Here is a 20453-nt window from a genome sequence, read left to right as displayed (position 1 = left end):
ATGTTCTTGCTCTTCCTGCGTTCGCTGGTTTTCAACGTGCTGTTCTACGCCGTCCTGGTGTTCTGTGCGATCATCGCGCTGCCGACCTTCCTGATGTCGCCCCGCGCGACGCTGACGGTCGCCGAATGGTGGGCGAGCTCGACGCTGCTCCTGATGCGGGTGATCTGCAACATCAAGGTGGAATTCAGAGGTGTGGAGAAGATCCCGGCGGGACCACTGGTGATCGCGTCGAAGCATCAATCCTTCTGGGAGACGTTCGCGCTGCTGCGGTTCTTCGACCGGCCGATCTTCATCCTCAAGCGCCAGCTCATGCACATTCCGGTGTTCGGTCAGTTCCTGGGCAAGACCGGCATGATCGCGATCGATCGCAGCGCAGGCGTCAAGGCGCTCCTGGACATGACGCGGCGGGCGCGCGATGCGGTGCGCTCCGGCCGCCAGCTCGTGATCTTCCCGGAGGGCACCCGCCGCGCGCCGGGCGCGCCACCGGACTACAAGACCGGCTTCGCCCAGATCTATTCGGCCTGCGGCGTGCCGTGCCTGCCGATCGCGCTCAACTCCGGCCTGTTCTGGCCGCGCCGGACCTTCATGCGCTATCCCGGCACGCTGGTGGTGGAGTTCCTGGATCCGCTGCCGCCGGGTCTGCCGAAGGACGAGTACATCGCGCGCGTTCGCGACGCGATCGAGGAGGCCACGGGCCGCATCGTCGAAGCCGGACGGAAAGAGCAGGAGCAGCGCATCGGCAGCGCGCCGAGCTACGTGGCTTCCAGCAACTAGCGCTCGTCCCGCTCGCTGCTCGGAGCCGGATCATGCAGGGAATGCGCATCGTTGTGCAGGAGAACCGCAAGCTGATGCAGCTGCGTATCGCGAAAACCTTCGGCCTCGATCGCCTTCACCGTCGCGGTGACGTAGTCGCGATTGGCACCGGACTGGCCGTGGCCTTGCAGCACGTGGCGATGCTGCTCGGCAAGCGACAGGCGTCCCGCATACTGCACATGGCCGCGGTCGACGACGTAGGCGAGGGCACTGACACGCTGCCGTGCGTCGTTCTCGAGCCACACCGAGCGCATCACCTCGCGATAGACCGAGGTGACCTGCTCGCGTTCGCGCAAGTAAGCGACCACATCGGCACGGCTCCTCGCAGCGACGCGGAAGGCGATGCCGCGGCAGGCGCCGCCGCGATCGAGCCCGAGCACGAGGCCCGGCTTCTCGGGCGTGCCGCGATGGACGAAGGAATAGACACAGAGCGCGCGATGCTCGCCAACCAGCCGCGCCGGCACGCGCTCCTCGAACGCGAAGCCGGGCCGCCACATCAGCGAGCCATAGCCGAACACCCAGAGGTCGCCGGTGGCCGTCGTGACGGAGGGGAGGGTAATTTCGGACATGTTTGGCACCGCTACCAGACCCCGCCGTCCAGGCGAAGTGAATTCTCGACCTCCTGCAGCAAGCCAATCTCGCTTACATTTGCCATCATCTGGGGTCAAAGGGTCGCGGCATGTCCGATATGACCATTGCCGCCAGGCGGCGCCCCCGCTGGGGCCTTTTCATCGCGCCCGTCCTCCTCTTGATTCTCGCCGTCGCCTGGAGCGGCTTCTGGTTCTACGCCGCCTCCCAGGCCGAAGTGGCTGCCGATGCCTGGCGCGCCCAGGAGGCCAAGTCGGGCCGCATCTATGATTGCGCCAAGCGCTCGATCGCCGGTTTCCCGTTCCGCTTCGAGGTGCAGTGCTCCGGCGCCAGCGTGTCGCTGGTCTCGCAGACCGCGAGCAAGACGCCGTTCACGGCCAGGCTCGACAACATCCTGGTCGTCGCCCAGGTCTATGATCCCAAGCTCGTGATCGCCGAATTCACCGCGCCGGCGACGCTGACCGACGGCGTCACGCAGACGTCCTTCGTGGTGAACTGGAGCAAGGGTCGCAGCAGCGTGGTCGGCTTGCCGGCCGTGCCTGATCGCGCCTCGATCGTGTTCGACGATCCCGCCATCAATCGCGTCGACGGCTCGGTGCAGGTGCCGGTTGCGAAGGCCAAGCTGGTCGAGCTGCACGGACGCCTCGCCGAGGGATCCTCGCGCGACAATCCCATCATCGAGACCGTGCTCCAGATCGCGCAAGGCAGCATTCAGGGCGTGCATCCGCTGCTGGCCGAGCCGTTCGAAGCGGACGTGCGTTCGAAGATCACGGGGCTGAAGGATCTGACGCCAAAGCCATGGCCGCAACGTTTCCGCGAGCTCCAGGCAGCCGGCGGGCATATCGAGATCGTACAGTCGCGCATCCAGCAGGGCGAGATGATCGCGGTCGCCGCCGGCACGCTCGGTATCTCGCCGAACGGTCGTCTCGACGGCGAATTGAAGATGACTGTGACCGGCCTCGAGCGCGTGATCCCCGCGCTTGGTATCGACAAGATGCTGGAAGAGGGCGTGCCGCAAGCAACGCTGGACCGCGTCGCGCCGGGCGTGAAGTCGCAGGACCTCAACGGCCTCTTCGGCGCCCTCGACCGCGCCATTCCCGGTCTTGGCAAGGTCGTGAAGCAGAACGCCAATGTCGGCGTCGCCGCCGGCATCAATGCGCTCGGTACCGAAAGCACCCTCGAAGGCAAGAAGGCGCGCAGCTTCCCGCTTCGCTTCGCCGATGGCGCGGTGATGCTCGGCGCGCTGAAGATCGCGCAGCTCCCGCCGCTGTATTGAAGGTCGTAGCCCGGATGGAGCGAAGCGTAATCCGGGACAGCGCCAGCCGTGATCGAGAGCCCCGGATTTCGCAGCGCTCCATCCGGACTACGCGCCGTTAAGATCCTTACTGCTTCGTCAGCGGTGGATGCGGGCGGCCGAAGTCAGGCGCCGCCGAATCCTGGCCGATCTCGACGATGCCGCGGCGGATGGCGCGGGTGCGGGTGAAGTGGTCGAACAGGGCTTCGCCATCGCCGCGGCGGATCGCACGCGTGAGTTTTGCGAGGTCCTCGTTGAAGGTGCCGAGCATCTCCAGCACGGCCTCCTTGTTGGCGAGGAACACGTCGCGCCACATCGTCGGATCGGACGCCGCGATACGCGTGAAATCGCGAAAACCGCCGGCTGAGAACTTGATCACCTCGGATTCCGTCACCTGTTGCAGTTCATCGGCGGTGCCGACGATGGTGTAGGCGATCAGATGCGGCAGATGGCTGGTGATCGCGAGCACGAGATCATGATGATCCGGTGTCATGATCTCGACCTTGGCGCCGAGCGCGGCCCAGAACGCGCGCAAGCGGTCGACGGCGGCCGCGTCGACGCCCTCCGGTGGCGTGAGGATGCACCAACGATTGATGAACAGCTCGGCAAAGCCGGAATCCGGGCCCGAATGCTCGGTGCCCGCAACGGGATGCGCGGGGACGAAATGAATGCCCTGCGGCAGATGCGGCGCCATGTCCCTGACGATCGCGCCCTTGACAGAGCCGACGTCGGAGATGATCGCGCCCGGCTTCAGATGTGCCGCGATCTCCTGCGCCACTGGTCCACAGGCGCCGACGGGAATGCAGAGGATGACGAGGTCGGCATCCCTGACGGCCTCGATATTGGTGGCGACCACGTGGTCGACGATGCCAAGCTCGGCGACGCGCGCACGCGTCTTCTCCGAGCGCGCAGTGGTGACGATCTCGGAAGCCAGGCCCTGGAGCTTCGCGGCGCGCGCGATCGAGCCGCCGATCAGGCCGAAGCCGATCAGTGCAACGCGCTGGAAGTGCGGAGCGACGCTCATTTGCCCCCCATGAAGTCGCGTAAGGCCCCGACCACGAGGCGGTTGGCTTCTTCGGTACCGATGGTCATGCGCAGTGAATGGGGCAGGCCGTAATTCTTCAGTGCGCGCAGCACCAGTCCCCGTTTGGTCAGGAAGGCGTCGGCCTCATCGGAGGTCTTGCCCTTCTCGGCCGGAAAATGAATCAGCACGAAGTTGGCAACGCTCGGCGTCAGCTTCAGCCCGAGCTTGCCGATCTCCTCGGTCAGCCAGTTGCGCCAGGTCTCGGTGAACTGCTTCGACATCTGCTGATGCGCGGTGTCCTCGATCGCGGCGACCGCGGCATACATCGCCGGCGTTGAGACGTTGAACGGACCGCGGATGCGGTTGACGGCGTCGATGATATGCGCAGGACCGAACATCCAGCCGATGCGCAGCGCGGCGAGGCCGTGGATCTTGGAGAAGGTGTGGGTCACGACCGTGTTCTCGGTGGTCGCGACCAGTTCGATCCCCATTTCGTAGTCGTTGCGAGACACGTAGTCGCAATAGGCGGCGTCGAGCACGAGCAGCACGTGCGACGGCAGGCCGGCGCGCAGGCGCTTGACCTCGTCGAAGGGCAGATAGGTGCCGGTCGGGTTGTTGGGGTTGGCGAGCCAGACGAGCTTGGTGCGCGGCGTCACTGCCTTCAGAATGGCATCGACGTCGGCGGTGAAGCTCGCCTCCGCCGCCACGACGTTCTTCGCGCCGTTCGCCATGGTGGCGATCGGGTAGACCAGGAAGCCGTGGGTGGTCGAGATCGCTTCATCGCCCTGGCTGAGATAGGTGTGCGCGAGCAGATTGAGGATCTCGTCCGAGCCGGCGCCGCAGATGATGCGGTCTGGATCGAGCCCATAGGCGCGGCCGATCGCTTCGCGCAGCACGCGCGAGGTGCCTTCCGGATAGTCTTCCAGATGCGTCGCCACACGTGTGAAGGCCTCGATCGCCTTCGGCGAGGGCCCGAACGGCGTCTCGTTCGCCGACAGCTTGAACACCTTGCGGCCCGGCTCCGGCACCGGGCTCTTGCCGGGCGTGTAGGGCGCAATATCGAGAATGCCGGGATTCGGCACGGGGCGGGACATCGTCTACTCCGGAAAGGATGCGGGGCGGCTCAAGCCTTCACATCGGATTTGGCCGACCCGTTCGGAGGCACCGTATAGCGCGTTGCGTGGCCGCCGACGAGAGCCGACGAGCGGACCGAGGCGCCGGCCCGGATCAGGGCCATTTTGATCTTCTCGAAGCCGATGCCGGTCTCCGACACCAGCAGCGCAGCGCCGTCGAAGGCGGTATCGGGCACCGCGACGATGTCAGCGAGCGGCGCCAGCGCCCTCGCGGTGTCGGCGTTCCAGCCGGACACGCGCACGCTCCAGGTCTGGACCTCCGTGACCATGGCGTCGTCGGCGACCCGCGAGATCACGAAGACGGGCAGCGCAGCCGGATGGTCGGCGCGCTCGAGGAACGGCAGCCGCGCGATGATTTTTGGCGCGCCCTCGGCCTCGAGTTCGCTCCACCATGGCGTGCGGCTCGAGATCGCCGAGACCAGAGCCAAATCACCCTTCGATTTCGCCAGCGCCTCGACGGCGGCCTGCGCGCTGAAATGCGGCACATAGGGTGTGGTGAAGCCGAAATGGAATCGCGCCGAATCCCGCATCGCGGACTCGCCGACCGAGACGTCGGCATGCACCGAGAACGGCGCCTGTACATAAGTGAAGGTCGAGATGATGACGCGCCAGATGCTCTCGATGGTGTCGAGCGGCAGGATGCCGCGATGGCGCTCGACGAGGCGGCGCATCATGCTGGCCTCGCGCGCCGGCCGGAAAGCCGAGCCGACCTCCTGCGTTTGCTTCGCCTGGATCAGGCGGTCGATGATGTCGCCGCGCTGCATCAAGAGGCGATGCACTTCCTCGTCGATCGCATCGATCTCCTTGCGCAATTCCTGGAGCGATGGTGGCGCGGGCGGACGTTGGGACATATCTGCCAGGGGCTGTTGAGAGGTTTTCAAAAGCGGATCGGCCGAGGCGGACCTGCTGCATCAAAGGGACTGATTAGGCAGGATGGGCGCCGAAAGCAAAGAGAAATCACGGTTCTTTCGCCTGACTTCGCAAGGCCCCCTTTGGTTAATCGGTGCCTCGGCTTGACGAAAAGCGCTCCAGCAACTAGTTTTTGCTTGTTCCGTGGTCATTTGAGCCGGCCGGCTTGCAGCCACGTTAAAAAACTCGCTAAACAGGCCGGGGACGCATCCGATCCCGGCCGAACCTATCGTTCAGGCCGGGTTTTTCATGGCCTGATGTCAGCGGTGGCTTGAGGGCCGCCGCCAACGAGGTCGATGGTCAGATGGTTGGCGTCACGTCAGTACCGAGCCCCGCGATCGCCGAAGAGCGCTCGCATGAGGCGGATCATCCGAGTTCGCAGGTTGCGTATTTCGGCGCCGAGCAACCGTTGCCCCTCGATTGCGGCATCGACCTCAGCCCGTTCCAGATCGCCTATCAGACTTATGGCGAGCTCAATGCCGAGCGTTCCAACGCCGTGCTGATCTGCCATGCGCTGACCGGCGACCAGCATGTCGCGAATGTCCACCCCGTCACCGGCAAGCCCGGATGGTGGGAGACCCTGGTCGGGCCCGGCCGGCCGCTCGACCCCGGCCAGTACTTCATCATCTGCGCCAACGTCATCGGCGGCTGCATGGGCTCGACCGGACCTGCCTCGCTCAATCCAGCGACGGGCAAGGTGTGGGGCCTGGATTTTCCCATCATCACCATCCCCGACATGGTGCGCGCGCAGGCGATGCTGATCGATCGCCTCGGCATCGACACGCTGTTTGCGGTGGTCGGAGGCTCGATGGGCGGCATGCAGGTGCTGCAATGGACCGCGGCCTATCCTGAGCGCGTGTTCTCCGCGCTCGCGATCGCCTGCTCGACGCGGCACTCCGCGCAGAACATCGCCTTCCACGAGCTCGGCCGCCAGGCCGTCATGGCCGATCCCGACTGGCACAACGGGCGCTATACCGATCACGGCATCCATCCGCATCGCGGGCTCGCGGTGGCACGGATGGCTGCGCACATCACGTACCTTTCGGACGCAGCGCTGCATCGTAAATTCGGCCGGCGCATGCAGGACCGTGAGCTACCGACATTCTCGTTCGATGCGGATTTCCAGGTCGAGAGCTATCTGCGCTACCAGGGCTCGTCTTTCGTCGAGCGGTTCGATGCCAACAGCTATCTCTACCTGACGCGCGCGATGGACTATTTCGACATCGCCGGCGACCATGATGGCGTGCTGGCGAAGGCGTTTGCCGGCGTCAAGACGCGCTTCTGCGTGGTGTCGTTCACCAGCGACTGGCTGTTCCCGACCTCGGAATCGCGCGCGCTGGTGCACGCGCTCAACGCGTCGAGCGCGCGGGTGTCGTTCGCCGAGATCGAAACCGATCGCGGCCATGACGCCTTCCTGCTCGACGTCCCCGAATTCTTCGATATCTCCCGCGCCTTCCTGCAATCCGCGGGCAAGGCGCGCGGCATCAACGGCAAGGGCGGCTGAAATGTCTGTACAGGAAGTGCTGCCGCTCGGTGGCCTTGCGACCGAACAATCCGGCCAGTTTCGCGCCGATCATTTGCTGGTTGCGGAGATGGTCAAGCGCGGCTCGAAGGTGCTCGACGTGGGCTGTGGCGACGGCGATCTGCTGCAACTCCTGGAAAACCGCGGCATCGACGGCCGCGGCATCGAGCTGTCGCGCGAGGGTGTCAACCGCTGCGTCGCCAAGGGGCTCGCGGTGGTGCAGGGCGACGCCGACACCGACCTCATCAACTATCCCGACGACGCCTTCGACTATGTGATCCTGTCGCAGACGCTTCAGGCGACGCGGCAGCCGAGGGTGGTGCTGGAAAATCTTCTGCGCATCGGCCACCGCGCCATCGTGTCGTTCCCGAACTTCGGCTACTGGAAGATGCGCTTGCAGCTCCTGATCGGCGGCCACATGCCGCGCACGGAGAACCTGCCGGCGACCTGGTACGACACCGCCAACATCCATTTCTGCACCATCAAGGACTTCGTCCAGCTCTGCGACGAGATCGGCGTGAAGATGGAGCGCGCCGAAGCGCTCGATCTCTACGGCCGTCCGCTGCGGCTGCGATTGCCCTGGTGGGTGTGGAATCTGTTCGGCGAGCAGGGCGTATTTCTGCTGAGCCGCGGCGGCGGGAAGTGACACCTCTGGTGTCATTCCGGGTTCGCTCGTCGAGCGCCCCGGAACGACAGCAAACTAATTAGCAGCCACCGACCTCAGATCGCGTACTGGCCAACGCCCGGCTTCCACCAGCGCGACGAACCGCTCCACCGTTTCGTTGAACAGCGCGGGCTCTTCGAGATTGAGCACGTGGCCGGACTTCGGGAACATTGCAAGTCCCGCCGCCGGCAGATGCTTCTTCAGGAACAGGCTCGGCCCGATGCAGGGATCGTCCTCGTCGCCGCAGATAATCAGCGCGGGCGTAGCGACGGCTCTGATCGCATCTGTCATCGTGTAGATCGAGGGGCGGCCGCCCTGGAAGCCGCGCATGGTGTTGGCCGAGCCCCTGGAATCGTGCCGCGCGAGTGCGGCATAGAAATCGGCGTGTCCGCGCGGGTCCTTGACCAGGAAGGGAATCCGGCTCGGCGCCTCGCGCGTGGCTTTCGCAACGTCCACGGAGCCGAGCGTTTCGAACTGCTCGGCGTTGGCGCGGCACTGCTGGCGCCAGGCTTCGAGATTGTCGAGCTCCGAGCCTGAACCGACGCCGGCCAGCGTCATCGATAGCGCGCGCTGTGGCGCATTGAGGCCGATCTGGAGCGAGGAATAGGCGCCCATCGAGAGGCCGACGAGATGTGCGCGATCGATCGAAAGATGATCGAGCACCGCGAGTGCATCGGTGTAGAAGTGCTTGTAGGTGTAGACCTCGGCCGACGCGGGCACGTCCGACGGCGTATAGCCGCGCGCCGAATAGCTGATGCAGCGATGGCCGCGCGAGAAGTAGCGCATCTGCGGCTCCCAATTGGTGCAGTCGGCCGCGAATTCGTGCAGGAAGATGATTGGTGTGCCGTGGCCCGCTTCCTCGAAATAGATGCGGACATCGTCCCTGGTCGTGGCGTGGGGCATTAACCGTTTCCCTCTTTCTGAGCCGTCGCGTTAAGCATCGCAGTTAATGCTGTGGGCAGCAATGCGGCAGCATCAGACCAGCATCGACACAGGATCATCGCATAAATTCCCTGAAGCGAATTTCTGCTATGCAGCATTGTGCCTTGCTCTCGCCACATCTCGACTTTCATACGACCCGCGGATGTCGGCCGCCGCACCGGCCGACGGTGATTGGGGGTGTCAACGAAGGATGAAGAATGTTTGAGTTGTTTGCGTTCGGCCGGCTGCGTCACGTCATCGCGCTGGCTCTCTTCTCCGCGGCGTTCGCCGCATCTATCTCTCCAGCATCGGCACGGTCTCATCGTCACAGCGCAGAGCGGCACGCTCACGTGCATCACGCCGCGCACCATGCGGGCAGGCATCATCACTATCGCCACGCAGGCTCATCGCGCTTCGAGCGCGGCGCCGCGCAATTGCAGGCGAACGGCTTCATGGATACGCAGGCCAGCTATGATCAGAGCGCCAATGCCGCGGCCGTGGCGGGCGGCTTTGGCAGTGGCTCGGGCCTCGTCTCGGAAGCGCGCCGCTATCTCGGTGGCAATCCGACCGGACGCGGCAGCCTATGGTGTGCGCGTTTCATGAACATGGTGCTCCAGCACACCGGCCACCAGGGCACCGGCTCCGACATGGCGAACTCGTTCGCGCATTACGGAACGCGTGTCTCCGGTCCGCAGGTCGGCGCGATTGCGGTCATGTCGCGCGGTCGCCGCGGCGGCCATGTCGGCATCATCACCGGCATCGACGCCAAGGGCAATCCGATCATGATCTCCGGCAACAACGGCAATCGCGTCCGCGAGGCACCGATCTCGCGCGGGCGGATCTATGCGTACGTGATGCCGAACTGATCGATCGTTCCCGCACATTGCGAACCTGTCGTCGGGCTCGTGCGACCTTAAGGAGGCGCGGGCTCGGCGGTTAGCGCCATTTGCCCTGCGGATCATGGGGGGTGCGGCAGGATGACGTTCGAGAGAGTGACGCGGGCCGTCTTCGACGAGCTTCTGGCGAACAATGGATCGGAAAGATTTCGGCGGGAGCTCGCCCGTTACGATCTGGAGTCCGACCCACCTGCGCGGGACGATTGTGCCGTGCTTCGCGGGCCGCTCGCAGCATCCGACTTCGTCGACGTGCCGGCCTTCAACACGTTGGTGATGGGCGATCTGACCGTCGACGGCCTCATCGATCTAGGGAGCGCAGGTGCGTTTGATGAAGGCGGGGTGTTCGTCGTGCTCGGCAATGTCGCCAGCACGGTGTTTTCGACGGGTTTTGCCAAGGGGACGTTCATCGACGGCAATCTCGAAGCCGACTCGTTGATCCTGAACGCCTACGATGACTCCGCGTTGGTGGTGAGGGGAAATCTGCGGACCTATTTCTTCTACGGCCGGGACATCTGGGCAGAGGTCGGCGGCAAGGCCGAGATGCACTATGGCGACGGCTACTGCCTGCCGATCGGCTATACCAGTGCCGGTGCTGAGGCGATCGAACCGTTGCATGATCGCGCGACGTCGCTACGCCGGCTCAATCTCGACAGCACGGACTATATCGAGCCTCACCGTTTTCTGGACCTGATCAGAAGCGGTCGACCGATTTTCAAGTAAGACAAGCAAAACTTCGTTCGTCATTGCGACAAGCGTAGTTGTAGGGTGGGCATAGGCGCGATAGGGCCGTGCCCACCACTTTTCGCAACAGCGGCAGAATGGTGGGCGCGCTTCGCTTTGCCCACCCTACGACAGTCACACCAGCTACGACAGTTCACACCAGCTTCGGCTCTTCCATCACAATCTTGTCGCCGACGCCGATATCGCCGTCCGCGATGACCTCGGCGTAGATGCCGCAATCCATGTGGCCGAGATGGCGCGACAGCGTCGGCGGGATTTCGAGATCGCGTTCCGCGGTCTCGGGATCGACATTGGTCGCCGCGCAGCGCTTGATGCGCTTGACCACCTTGAGCCGCGCATTGCCGATCGCCAGTGTGCGGCCGAGGAGGTCGAGCTCGGACCAGGCCGGCCAGCCCTGAACGTAGAGGTTGCCGCGGAAGCGCAGGGGATGGACGGCAAGGCCGCCCAGCATCTCCTCGATTGCACGCACACTGCCGAGATTGATGATGGAGACGACCTTGCTGGCGACATCCGAAAAGCTGTGATCGCGCCCCGACAAGACTTTTGGCGGTCCGCGCAACTCGCTCTGGAAATTGCCGGTGAAGTAGGTCTCGATGGCAGCTCGCCCGCTTGCCGTCTCCAGGTCGCCGCTGGCGACGACCTCGCCGTCCTTGCGGATGGTCAGAAGATTGGTCGCGTCCTCGAACCGGCTGTTGAGGCCGGCTAGCCGCTCATTGCGCATCAGCATCAGGAACTGGGTCTTGGGCATCCATTGCGGCGCCTCCGGATCGAACCCGCTCGGGCCGTTCTCGATGGCATAGCGGCGGTCGGCGGGGAGGGTCTGCCCGACCCGCAACGCAACGCGAGGCAGGGGCTCTGGCGTGAGGCCTTTGACCGGATAGCGGTAAAGGCAGGTGATCTCGGCAGTCGGGCTGGTCATCATGGCGCTAGTTAAGGGATTCCACCCGCCGGCGCAAAGCCGGCCATTTGGCGCACGAATTTGTGAAGAAGCCTCTTCCGTTCCCGTGACTTGGTTCCCACATCTGCGTCAGGCCGGCGCCAGCGTCGGCTGCTAACGACCGTTTGCTGCTTGAGGAACGTCAATGCGGCGAGCGGAAACCCAATGAAGATGCCATTTGGAGTGCCTTAGAGGGCTCCAGGGGCAGGCCGAGGGAAAGACAAAATGAACATTGAAAAATACACCGAACGCTCCAGGGGCTTCGTCCAGTCCGCGCAGTCGCTCGCAATGCGCGAGGGGCACCAGCAGTTTTCTACACTCCATCTCCTGAAAGTCCTCCTTGACGACAATGAGGGCCTCGCTGCCGGTCTGATCGACCGTGCCGGCGGCAATTCCCGCGCGATTTTGAAGGCGACCGAGGACGCCCTGAACAAGGTGCCGAAGGTCAGCGGCGGTGGCGCCGGGCAGATCTATCTGGCGCCCGAGCTCGCGCGCACCTTTGACGCTGCCGAAAAGGCCGGCGAGAAGGCCGGCGACAGTTTCGTCACGGTCGAGCGCCTGCTGCTCGGGCTCGCGCTCGAAAAGAGCAGCGAAGCCGGCACGATCCTCAGCAAGGGCGGCGTCACCCCGCAAAACCTCAATGCGGCGATCGAGGCGCTGCGCAAGGGCCGCACGGCCGATAGCGCAACCGCCGAGAACGCCTACGACGCGCTGAAGAAATACGCCCGCGATCTCACGCAGGCCGCGCGCGACGGTAAGCTCGATCCGGTGATCGGTCGCGACGAGGAGATCCGCCGCACCATCCAGGTGCTCTCCCGCCGTACGAAGAACAATCCCGTGCTGATCGGCGAACCCGGCGTCGGCAAGACCGCCATTGTCGAGGGACTGGCGCTGCGCATCGTCAATGGCGACGTGCCGGAAAGCCTCAAGGACAAGAAGCTGCTCTCGCTCGACCTCGGCGCACTGATCGCCGGCGCAAAATACCGCGGCGAGTTCGAGGAGCGGCTGAAGGCCGTGCTCCAGGAGGTCACCGCGACCGAAGGCACCTTCATCCTGTTCATCGACGAGATGCACACGCTGATCGGTGCCGGCAAGGCCGACGGCGCGATGGACGCGTCGAACCTGCTCAAGCCCGCGCTTGCCCGCGGCGAATTGCACTGCATCGGCGCGACCACGCTCGATGAGTATCAGAAGCACGTCGAGAAGGACGCGGCGCTGGCCCGGCGCTTCCAGCCGATCTTCGTCAGCGAGCCATCGGTCGAGGACACCATCTCGATCCTGCGCGGGCTGAAGGACAAGTACGAGCAGCACCACGGCGTGCGGATCACCGATTCCGCGCTGGTGGCGGCGACGACGCTGTCCAACCGCTACATCACCGATCGCTTCCTGCCGGACAAGGCGATCGACCTCATGGACGAGGCCGCCGCACGGCTGAAGATGCAGGTCGATTCCAAGCCCGAGGAGCTGGATTCGCTGGATCGCGAGATCATCCGGCTCAAGATCGAGCAGGAAGCCCTCAAGAAGGAAAGCGATCTCGGCTCCAAGACCCGCCTCCAGGCGCTGGAGAAGGAGCTTGCCGATCTCGAGGAGAAATCGGCGGCGCTGACGTCGCGCTGGAGCGCTGAGAAGAACAAGCTCTCCAACGCCCAGAAGCTCAAGGCCGAGCTCGACGCCCTGCGCGTCGAGCTTGCCAATGCGCAGCGGCGCGGCGAATTCCAGAAGGCCGGCGAGCTGGCTTATGGCCGGATCCCGGAGCTGGAGAAGAAGCTCGCCGATATCGAGGCGCGTGAAGGCAGCAGTGAGATGATGGAGGAGGCGGTCACCGCCAACCACATCGCGCAGGTGGTCTCGCGCTGGACCGGCGTGCCCGTCGACAAGATGCTGGAGGGCGAGAAGGAAAAGCTCCTCAAGATGGAGGAGGCGCTCGGCAAGCGCGTCGTCGGCCAAGCTGAGGCCGTGCATGCGGTCGCTACCGCAGTGCGCCGCTCGCGCGCGGGCCTGCAGGATCCGAACCGGCCGATCGGCTCGTTCATGTTCTTGGGCCCCACCGGCGTCGGCAAGACCGAGCTGACCAAGGCGCTCGCGGAGTATCTGTTCAACGACGAGACCGCGATGGTCCGCCTCGACATGTCCGAATACATGGAGAAGCACTCGGTCTCGCGGCTGATCGGCGCGCCTCCGGGTTATGTCGGCTATGACGAGGGTGGCGCGCTGACCGAAGCGGTGCGGCGCCGGCCCTACCAGGTCGTGCTGTTCGACGAGATCGAGAAAGCGCATCCTGACGTCTTCAACGTCCTGTTGCAGGTGCTCGACGACGGCCGCCTCACCGACGGCCAGGGCCGTACGGTCGATTTCCGCAACACGCTGATCATCATGACCTCGAACCTCGGTTCGGAGTTTTTGGTGAATCAACCGGAGGGTGAAGATACCTCTGCCGTGCGCGAGCACGTGATGGCAACGGTGCGAGGGCATTTCAGGCCAGAGTTTCTCAACCGCGTCGACGAGATCATCCTGTTCCATCGTTTGCAGAAGAGCGAGATGGGACGGATCGTCGAGATCCAGTTCGCGCGGCTCCAGCAGCTGCTCGCCGATCGCAAGATCACGCTGGCGCTGGATGGCGCAGGCCGCGACTGGCTCGCTGCCAAGGGCTGGGATCCGGCTTATGGGGCGCGGCCCTTGAAGCGGGTGATCCAGCGCTATCTCCAGGATCCGCTCGCCGAGATGATCCTGGCCGGCGAGGTGAAGGACGGTGACACCGTTGGGATCTCCACCGAGGGCAACGTGCTGACCTTCAACGGCAAGGCGCAGCAGACGGCCGAGATCGCCCAGTTCGAGGCACCGGTGCCGAAGCGCAAGCTGAACTGATCGTCCCTGTCGCTCCAAACAACAAACCGCCCCTGAGAGGTCGTCCTCTCCGGGGCGAGTTTGTTTTGTCAGATCCTGCCGGCTAGCTGGCTGTGGACACGGAGCCCGGATTGGCCGGGCCTTGCTCGTCATCGTCCTGTTCGAGCTCTGACAGGATGTCCACCAGCTCGCGCACGCGGCCCTGAGCCAGCGGCCGCAGGTCGTTGATCATGGGCTCGTCGTTGGCGAGCCAAGCCTGGGCTTCGGCGAGCTCGTCGATGGTCGCGCCTGTTCCGATGATCTCTGCAATGGTGACGTCGTCAGCCCCGCTGACGGCCTTGGTGACGTCGTCGCGTGAGAGGTGCCCCATGAATCGTCCTCCTCCTGACTCGATCGGTTGGAATTCGCACCAGAGGAATAAATTATCATGACCGTCGATTGGTTCCGCGCCACCGGGAGAGGCAGCAGAGGGCTGCACGCTGGAGGATAATTAATGAAACGGCCGCCGTGGGCGGCGGTTGCCCCAATGGATTCGCCGGTGGTCGGAGCGATCCAGCGCCGGAACTCACTCGGCAAGTCACGCCATCCTCAAGTCAACCAGTTCGCGATCCCCGTCGGTTGCCGTAGCGAAACTTGTTTGAGGGTCACGGCGAATCCCCAGCCAGCGCGAGGTATCGCCATGAACAGGGATCTCGTCTCCCACAATCGACCCGTCTTCGACCAGCTTCACCCCAAGATCTACGGCGCCGCAGTCGCCCTCATCGCCTGGTTCGCGCTGATGGCCTGGGTGCTGTTCGACCGCAGCAGCGACGTCAGCCTTTCACTTGGCTTCGTGACGCTGCTGTTCGTTGTCGCGGTCGGCCTGCCCTGGATCCTCTCCCGCCTCTGGCGCAAGCATCGGATGTCGAACGAGCCGCCGCTCGGTCGCACATCCCTGCACGATTGGGAGGCGGGCGATTTCGTGGTCTGGGGCGCGAAGCTTCACGGCACGCACGCTGCGATCGACGTCCTCTTGCCGCTGATGGCCGTCTCGTTCGGCCTGACGGCGATCGGGATAGTGTTCGTGATCGTGCGCGCCTCGGCGCTGTCGTAGGGCTGCCGCGGAAGATCGGCGCGATGCGATCTCCCGCGGTGAAGCACCAACCGACCGCTTGCTAGCGGCTTGCCGTCAGCCGCGGCGGGGTCTGCGACATGATCCAGAGTTCGATCGCCGCAAGCACGGCAACCAGAATACCGACCACGACGTGAACCGTCATTTCCGTCCTGTTGGCATGGAAGCTGAGCACCCAAGGCGAAATCAGCGTCCACAGGCCGACGATCAGGTTCAGCCATTCCTCCCACACCGCAAAAGCAGCCAGCGCCGCGATCGCCAGCACTGCGATCACGATGCCTGCGATATGGGCGTTCTGAGAGGCGTGTCCGGCGTCGAAACCGAAAATCCAGGGTGAGACGAACAGGAACGCGCCGAGGATCAGGTTCGCGACGTCGCATAGTTTTGCGTTCGTCCAATTGTCCATGGCATTTCTCCATCGGAGTCCTGCCCCTGATGACAGAACAACTGGCCCGCGCACCACGCGGTTCCTCGCGGTTCCCGCGGCGACCATGAGACCTTTGTCGAAGTGGCCGCGCACACGCGAATGCGAGCTCCAGACCACCGACGAACAGGAGGAGGGTTCTAGCGGTTCGTGACCTGGAGCGGGCCGCCGGTCGCATCCGAGATGCGGGCGATGCCGCTTGAGCGGTTGCTCATCATCGTCTCGATGCGGTCGCGTTCCTTCTCGAAGCCGGCCATGATCGGCCCTTCGAGCGAGCGACCACGCGGCAGCTTGACGCGCATCGGATCGACGAAGCGGCCGTTGACCAGGATTTCGTAGTGAACGTGGGGTCCGGTCGACTGGCCGGTCGAACCGACGAAGCCGATCACCTGGCCCTGCCGCACCTGCTTGCCGGGCTCCATGCCCTTCGCGAACGCCGACATGTGGCCGTAGGCGGTCTCGTAGCCGTTGTTGTGCTTGATGCGAACGTACTTGCCGTAGCCGCCTTCGAGCTGGGCCTTTTCGATCACGCCGTTGCCGGCGGCGAAGATCGGCGTGCCGTAGGCGGTGGCCCAGTCGACGCCGGTGTGCATCTTCACGTAGCCGAGGATCGGGTGGCGCCGGCCGCCGAAGCCGGAGCGCATGATGGCGCTGTTGACGGGCTTCCTGACCAGGAACTTCTTCGCGCTCTTGCCGGTCTCGTCATAGTAGTCGACGACGCCGTCGTCGGGGCTCTGGAAGCGGTAGTATTTCTTGGTCTCGCCGCCGACCGTGAGGGAAGCGAACAGCACCTCGCTCTTGTCGGCCGCCGCCGTACCCTCGTCGTCGCCGGCGTAGAAGACGTCGAAGGAATCGCCCGGCTGCACCTTGCGCTGGAAATCGACGTCGTAGGAGTAGATCTTGATCATGTCGTCGATGACCGGCATCGGCACTTTGTTGCGCATCGCGGTCTCGTAGATGCTCTGGTAGAGCCGGACGCCGGTGCCGTCGTCGTCGTCATCGTCGTCACTGTTCGTGTTCGCGGTCGCGTCGGCGACCGTGTTCATGCTGGAGACGTCGACCGCGACGTATTTGCCGAGATCCGACAGCGCGGCGATGGCTTCGACGGTGGTGTCGTTGGCGACGACCACGCGGTAGGGCTGAAGCCTTGCGCCGGGGCTTGCGGGCGCCATCAGGATGCGAAGCTTCTCGCCTTCCTTCACGCCGCCGTCGCGGCCGCGCGGGCCGAGCGTTGTCGTGATCGCCTTGATCTCCTCGGCCGTCGCGCCGAGATCGCGCAGCACGGAGGCGACCGAGTCGCCCTTCTTGACGGGGTGCACGCGCTCGCCAGTGGGATTGCCGCCAGTGATCTGTTCCTTGGTCTTCGGCAGCAGCGTGACGTTTTCCGGCACCACACGCGTCTCGAAGCCGGCATAGGGGTCCGCCGAGGGCGCCTCGGTGGCGTAGGCCATCTTCATGTCGGAGGGGCCGGTCGCGCCCGAGACGTCGGCGGTGGCGTTGGCGAGCGCGGCATAACGAACGCCGCCGCCATTGCCGCGCCAGTTGGCGGCATCGCGCACCCGCATCAGGATATCGTCGAGCGCCACGACCGCCGCGATCTTCGCCTTCGGCAGCACCGGCGAGAGATCCTTCGTGACGAAGGAAACTTCGGCGTCGGGCTCGACCGCCTCGGGATTGTTGGGATCGTCGGACGCGGTCTTCGGGTCGGAGCCGACGTCGGTCAGTAGGCGCTGGGCATTGAACGGCGGGATCTTGGCCGACAGATCGCTCGCCGTCATCGAGAGGTTGCCGGCGATGCGGACGAAGGGCCGCACCCGCATCACGTCGCGGTTGCCGACGCGGGCAACAGTGGAAACGCGCACCACGTTGCGCGAGGCGGTGGATTCACTCGGTGGCGGCAGGCGGTCGCTCTTGTGCACGGTCGCGGCGCGATCATTGGCGCCGAACGCGCCGCGCAGCACGCCTTCGACGCGCTCCGGCACCTTGGCAAACGTCATCTCGCCGTCGAGCGATGCGAAAACGGCGCCGCCGATCAAGGCCGCGCCGCAGAGTCCGGTCAGAATCGTGCCGCTGAACCATTGTACGGAGACGCGACGGCGATCGATGACGGCAGCTTCGGAACCATCGACGGAAAGCGGCGGTTCGTGGCCGAGATCGATGATCCCGGTCTCACGCCCATAACCCCCGCGTGGCGCCCTATGGTTCAACCCAAGTCCCCCAATATCACCGACATGCGCGAAGCCTGTTCTCGCGCCTTGCCGTACTCGCCCTCTTAAGGGGGATCTTCGGAACAAGGCGCGCCGCTTGAAGACGTTCGTCAGCCAGAAAGCCCTCGAACGGGCCGGCCAAGTTCACGAACAGCGAAGCGGATGAAAGTCTCTCGATGTCTCTCGAATGTCCCGGGAAGGCAGCTGCATCTTTACAGATCGCTCGCCACCCCTTGACCAGTGAAAATCGCCGGCAGCCCCCACTGGCGTCCAACGATTCAAGCTTGTGTCATACCAGAACGCCGCGGGATTGTGGCTCTAGTACGGCGCCTAACTCTGAAAAAGTTTCCCAATTGGACCTCGGGGCGAGCTGCCGCCAAGAGGGCTCCTCTGAGCCCCGGTCGGAACCCAAATTTTTCTCTCGCGGACCAAACTTTTTTGCGTTTTTCTTCGAATGCGTCGTCGAAGGCCGAAGTGCCTGTCGCGTAAGCCTCGGAAAACACCGGCTTTTTTCCGCACTGCACACAAACTTCGGCCGTGCGACGATTTGTTGACAATACCCGTTGACAGCGCCGAGGGGAGGGGCCTATAAGCACGACCACTGAGCGCGGCGCCGCCGGGTCACTGACCGAGGCGAGCGAACGCGCCACTGATGCTCCTCACCTTGTTGAGTGCACAACAGCCGATGCTAGTCGGTTGGAGTTCATTCATCGTCGGTAAGGGTGTCGGAACCCTTCCTCCCAGGAAGGTTGGGGCCTCTCCGGTCCCGGGCTGTTTGACAAGTGAAGATGAAGAAAGAGAAACGTGGACGGCGGAGTCCTTGCGGGTCTCGCTTCTGAAAAGCTTCGGCTTTTCTGATCGAGACCGGACGAAAGACTTCGGCGGTACACGTTTCAAAGGTAACACCATGGCCTCTTCGGAGGTCAGTTCGCTAGCGATGTGAATCGCTATGCGATTTGGTGGGACCTCGTCAAACGTTGTGATCAGCCGGTTCAAAGTTCAAGTCCAACTTGAGAGTTTGATCCTGGCTCAGAGCGAACGCTGGCGGCAGGCTTAACACATGCAAGTCGAGCGGGTGTAGCAATACATCAGCGGCAGACGGGTGAGTAACGCGTGGGAACGTACCTTTTGGTTCGGAACAACACAGGGAAACTTGTGCTAATACCGGATAAGCCCTTACGGGGAAAGATTTATCGCCGAAAGATCGGCCCGCGTCTGATTAGCTAGTTGGTGAGGTAACGGCTCACCAAGGCGACGATCAGTAGCTGGTCTGAGAGGATGATCAGCCACATTGGGACTGAGACACGGCCCAAACTCCTACGGGAGGCAGCAGTGGGGAATATTGGACAATGGGGGCAACCCTGATCCAGCCATGCCGCGTGAGTGATGAAGGCCCTAGGGTTGTAAAGCTCTTTTGTGCGGGAAGATAATGACGGTACCGCAAGAATAAGCCCCGGCTAACTTCGTGCCAGCAGCCGCGGTAATACGAAGGGGGCTAGCGTTGCTCGGAATCACTGGGCGTAAAGGGTGCGTAGGCGGGTCTTTAAGTCAGGGGTGAAATCCTGGAGCTCAACTCCAGAACTGCCTTTGATACTGAAGATCTTGAGTCCGGGAGAGGTGAGTGGAACTGCGAGTGTAGAGGTGAAATTCGTAGATATTCGCAAGAACACCAGTGGCGAAGGCGGCTCACTGGCCCGGTACTGACGCTGAGGCACGAAAGCGTGGGGAGCAAACAGGATTAGATACCCTGGTAGTCCACGCCGTAAACGATGAATGCCAGCCGTTAGTGGGTTTACTCACTAGTGGCGCAGCTAACGCTTTAAGCATTCCGCCTGGGGAGTACGGTCGCAAGATTAAAACTCAAAGGAATTGACGGGGGCCCGCACAAGCGGTGGAGCATGTGGTTTAATTCGACGCAACGCGCAGAACCTTACCAGCCCTTGACATGTCCAGGACCGGTCGCAGAGACGTGACCTTCTCTTCGGAGCCTGGAACACAGGTGCTGCATGGCTGTCGTCAGCTCGTGTCGTGAGATGTTGGGTTAAGTCCCGCAACGAGCGCAACCCCCGTCCTTAGTTGCTACCATTTAGTTGAGCACTCTAAGGAGACTGCCGGTGATAAGCCGCGAGGAAGGTGGGGATGACGTCAAGTCCTCATGGCCCTTACGGGCTGGGCTACACACGTGCTACAATGGCGGTGACAATGGGAAGCGAAGACGCAAGTCCTAGCAAATCTCAAAAAGCCGTCTCAGTTCGGATTGGGCTCTGCAACTCGAGCCCATGAAGTTGGAATCGCTAGTAATCGTGGATCAGCACGCCACGGTGAATACGTTCCCGGGCCTTGTACACACCGCCCGTCACACCATGGGAGTTGGCTTTACCTGAAGACGGTGCGCTAACCAGCAATGGAGGCAGCCGGCCACGGT

General features: G+C 63.5%; 17 protein-coding genes, 1 rRNA gene and 1 riboswitch (1 of these 19 only partly in view). Of the genes, 9 read left to right on the top strand and 9 right to left on the bottom strand.

What is annotated here, in order from left to right:
• Nucleotides 1–774 (top strand): lysophospholipid acyltransferase family protein, encoded by a 774-nt coding sequence (locus Q3C01_RS03730; RefSeq protein ID WP_458143930.1) that lies wholly within the window; start codon nucleotides 1–3, stop codon nucleotides 772–774.
• Here the strand turns inward: Q3C01_RS03730 and Q3C01_RS03725 are convergent.
• A complete protein-coding gene (locus Q3C01_RS03725) occupies nucleotides 771–1382 on the bottom strand; it encodes a gamma-glutamylcyclotransferase (protein WP_458143928.1) in 612 nt (203 codons plus the stop codon). The two genes, Q3C01_RS03730 and Q3C01_RS03725, sit on opposite strands and share 4 nt — an antisense overlap.
• Nucleotides 1383–1492: 110 nt before the next feature.
• Between Q3C01_RS03725 and Q3C01_RS03720 the strand changes: the two genes are divergently transcribed.
• Nucleotides 1493–2677 carry a DUF2125 domain-containing protein gene (locus Q3C01_RS03720; protein WP_458143926.1) on the top strand — a complete coding sequence of 395 codons (1185 nt, stop codon included), beginning with the start codon at nucleotides 1493–1495 and terminating at the stop codon, nucleotides 2675–2677.
• A 106-nt stretch (nucleotides 2678–2783) separates the two neighbouring features.
• On the opposite strand, the gene Q3C01_RS03715 is transcribed toward Q3C01_RS03720, so the two are convergent.
• From Q3C01_RS03715 to Q3C01_RS03705, 3 genes are read right to left on the bottom strand one after another with little or no spacing between them, the layout of a single operon-like run.
• On the bottom strand, nucleotides 2784–3719 hold the full coding sequence (locus Q3C01_RS03715; RefSeq protein WP_458143924.1) for a prephenate/arogenate dehydrogenase family protein: 936 nt from the start codon (nucleotides 3717–3719) through the stop codon (nucleotides 2784–2786).
• Nucleotides 3716–4813 (bottom strand): histidinol-phosphate transaminase, encoded by a 1098-nt coding sequence (hisC, locus tag Q3C01_RS03710; protein ID WP_458143923.1) that lies wholly within the window; start codon nucleotides 4811–4813, stop codon nucleotides 3716–3718. The genes Q3C01_RS03715 and hisC overlap by 4 nt, the downstream gene beginning before the upstream one ends.
• A gap of 29 nt (nucleotides 4814–4842) precedes the next feature.
• The gene (locus tag Q3C01_RS03705) at nucleotides 4843–5703 is read right to left on the bottom strand and encodes a chorismate mutase (RefSeq protein WP_458143922.1); all 861 of its coding nucleotides are present in this window, start codon (nucleotides 5701–5703) and stop codon (nucleotides 4843–4845) included.
• 192 nt (nucleotides 5704–5895) lie between these two features.
• Nucleotides 5896–5975, top strand: a riboswitch (SAM riboswitch).
• A gap of 90 nt (nucleotides 5976–6065) precedes the next feature.
• Here Q3C01_RS03705 and metX point away from each other — a divergent pair.
• Together metX and metW are read left to right on the top strand one after the other, a co-directional pair.
• Nucleotides 6066–7265 carry a homoserine O-acetyltransferase MetX gene (gene metX, locus Q3C01_RS03700; RefSeq protein ID WP_458143920.1) on the top strand — a complete coding sequence of 400 codons (1200 nt, stop codon included), beginning with the start codon at nucleotides 6066–6068 and terminating at the stop codon, nucleotides 7263–7265.
• Between the two features lies 1 nt (nucleotide 7266).
• Nucleotides 7267–7929 (top strand): methionine biosynthesis protein MetW, encoded by a 663-nt coding sequence (gene metW, locus Q3C01_RS03695; RefSeq protein WP_458143918.1) that lies wholly within the window; start codon nucleotides 7267–7269, stop codon nucleotides 7927–7929.
• Nucleotides 7930–7983: 54 nt separating this feature from the next.
• Here metW and Q3C01_RS03690 read toward each other — a convergent pair whose 3' ends face one another.
• Nucleotides 7984–8850 (bottom strand): alpha/beta fold hydrolase, encoded by an 867-nt coding sequence (locus tag Q3C01_RS03690; RefSeq protein ID WP_458143917.1) that lies wholly within the window; start codon nucleotides 8848–8850, stop codon nucleotides 7984–7986.
• A gap of 236 nt (nucleotides 8851–9086) precedes the next feature.
• Here Q3C01_RS03690 and Q3C01_RS03685 point away from each other — a divergent pair, with 236 nt between their 5' ends.
• Together Q3C01_RS03685 and Q3C01_RS03680 are read left to right on the top strand one after the other, a co-directional pair.
• Nucleotides 9087–9734: a TIGR02594 family protein gene (locus Q3C01_RS03685; protein ID WP_458143915.1), complete on the top strand. Its 648-nt coding sequence runs from the start codon at nucleotides 9087–9089 to the stop codon at nucleotides 9732–9734.
• A 111-nt stretch (nucleotides 9735–9845) separates the two neighbouring features.
• Nucleotides 9846–10484, top strand: a complete 639-nt coding sequence (locus Q3C01_RS03680) for a hypothetical protein (RefSeq protein WP_458143913.1) — start codon at nucleotides 9846–9848, stop codon at nucleotides 10482–10484.
• Nucleotides 10485–10638: 154 nt separating this feature from the next.
• On the opposite strand, the gene Q3C01_RS03675 is transcribed toward Q3C01_RS03680, so the two are convergent.
• The gene (locus Q3C01_RS03675; protein WP_458143911.1) at nucleotides 10639–11427 is read right to left on the bottom strand and encodes an MOSC domain-containing protein; all 789 of its coding nucleotides are present in this window, start codon (nucleotides 11425–11427) and stop codon (nucleotides 10639–10641) included.
• 240 nt (nucleotides 11428–11667) lie between these two features.
• Between Q3C01_RS03675 and clpB the strand changes: the two genes are divergently transcribed.
• A complete protein-coding gene (clpB, locus tag Q3C01_RS03670) occupies nucleotides 11668–14307 on the top strand; it encodes an ATP-dependent chaperone ClpB (RefSeq protein WP_458143910.1) in 2640 nt (879 codons plus the stop codon).
• Between the two features lie 82 nt (nucleotides 14308–14389).
• Here the strand turns inward: clpB and Q3C01_RS03665 are convergent, their stop codons facing one another.
• Nucleotides 14390–14656 (bottom strand): hypothetical protein, encoded by a 267-nt coding sequence (locus Q3C01_RS03665; RefSeq protein ID WP_458143908.1) that lies wholly within the window; start codon nucleotides 14654–14656, stop codon nucleotides 14390–14392.
• A 309-nt stretch (nucleotides 14657–14965) separates the two neighbouring features.
• Between Q3C01_RS03665 and Q3C01_RS03660 the strand changes: the two genes are divergently transcribed.
• The gene (locus Q3C01_RS03660) at nucleotides 14966–15379 is read left to right on the top strand and encodes a hypothetical protein (protein ID WP_458143906.1); all 414 of its coding nucleotides are present in this window, start codon (nucleotides 14966–14968) and stop codon (nucleotides 15377–15379) included.
• Between the two features lie 61 nt (nucleotides 15380–15440).
• On the opposite strand, the gene Q3C01_RS03655 is transcribed toward Q3C01_RS03660, so the two are convergent.
• Complete coding sequence (locus Q3C01_RS03655; protein ID WP_458143903.1) at nucleotides 15441–15803, bottom strand: SPW repeat protein; 363 nt, start codon at nucleotides 15801–15803, stop codon at nucleotides 15441–15443.
• A 158-nt stretch (nucleotides 15804–15961) separates the two neighbouring features.
• On the bottom strand, nucleotides 15962–18028 hold the full coding sequence (locus Q3C01_RS03650) for a M23 family metallopeptidase (RefSeq protein WP_458143901.1): 2067 nt from the start codon (nucleotides 18026–18028) through the stop codon (nucleotides 15962–15964).
• A 1006-nt stretch (nucleotides 18029–19034) separates the two neighbouring features.
• Between Q3C01_RS03650 and Q3C01_RS03645 the strand changes: the two genes are divergently transcribed.
• Nucleotides 19035–20453 (top strand): 16S ribosomal RNA (locus Q3C01_RS03645) (it continues 70 nt past the right edge of the window).

Source organism: Bradyrhizobium sp. UFLA05-109, from assembly GCF_054185165.1.
The sequence above is the reverse complement of the archived record's forward strand: the minus strand, read 5'-3'. Positions and strand labels throughout refer to the sequence as shown.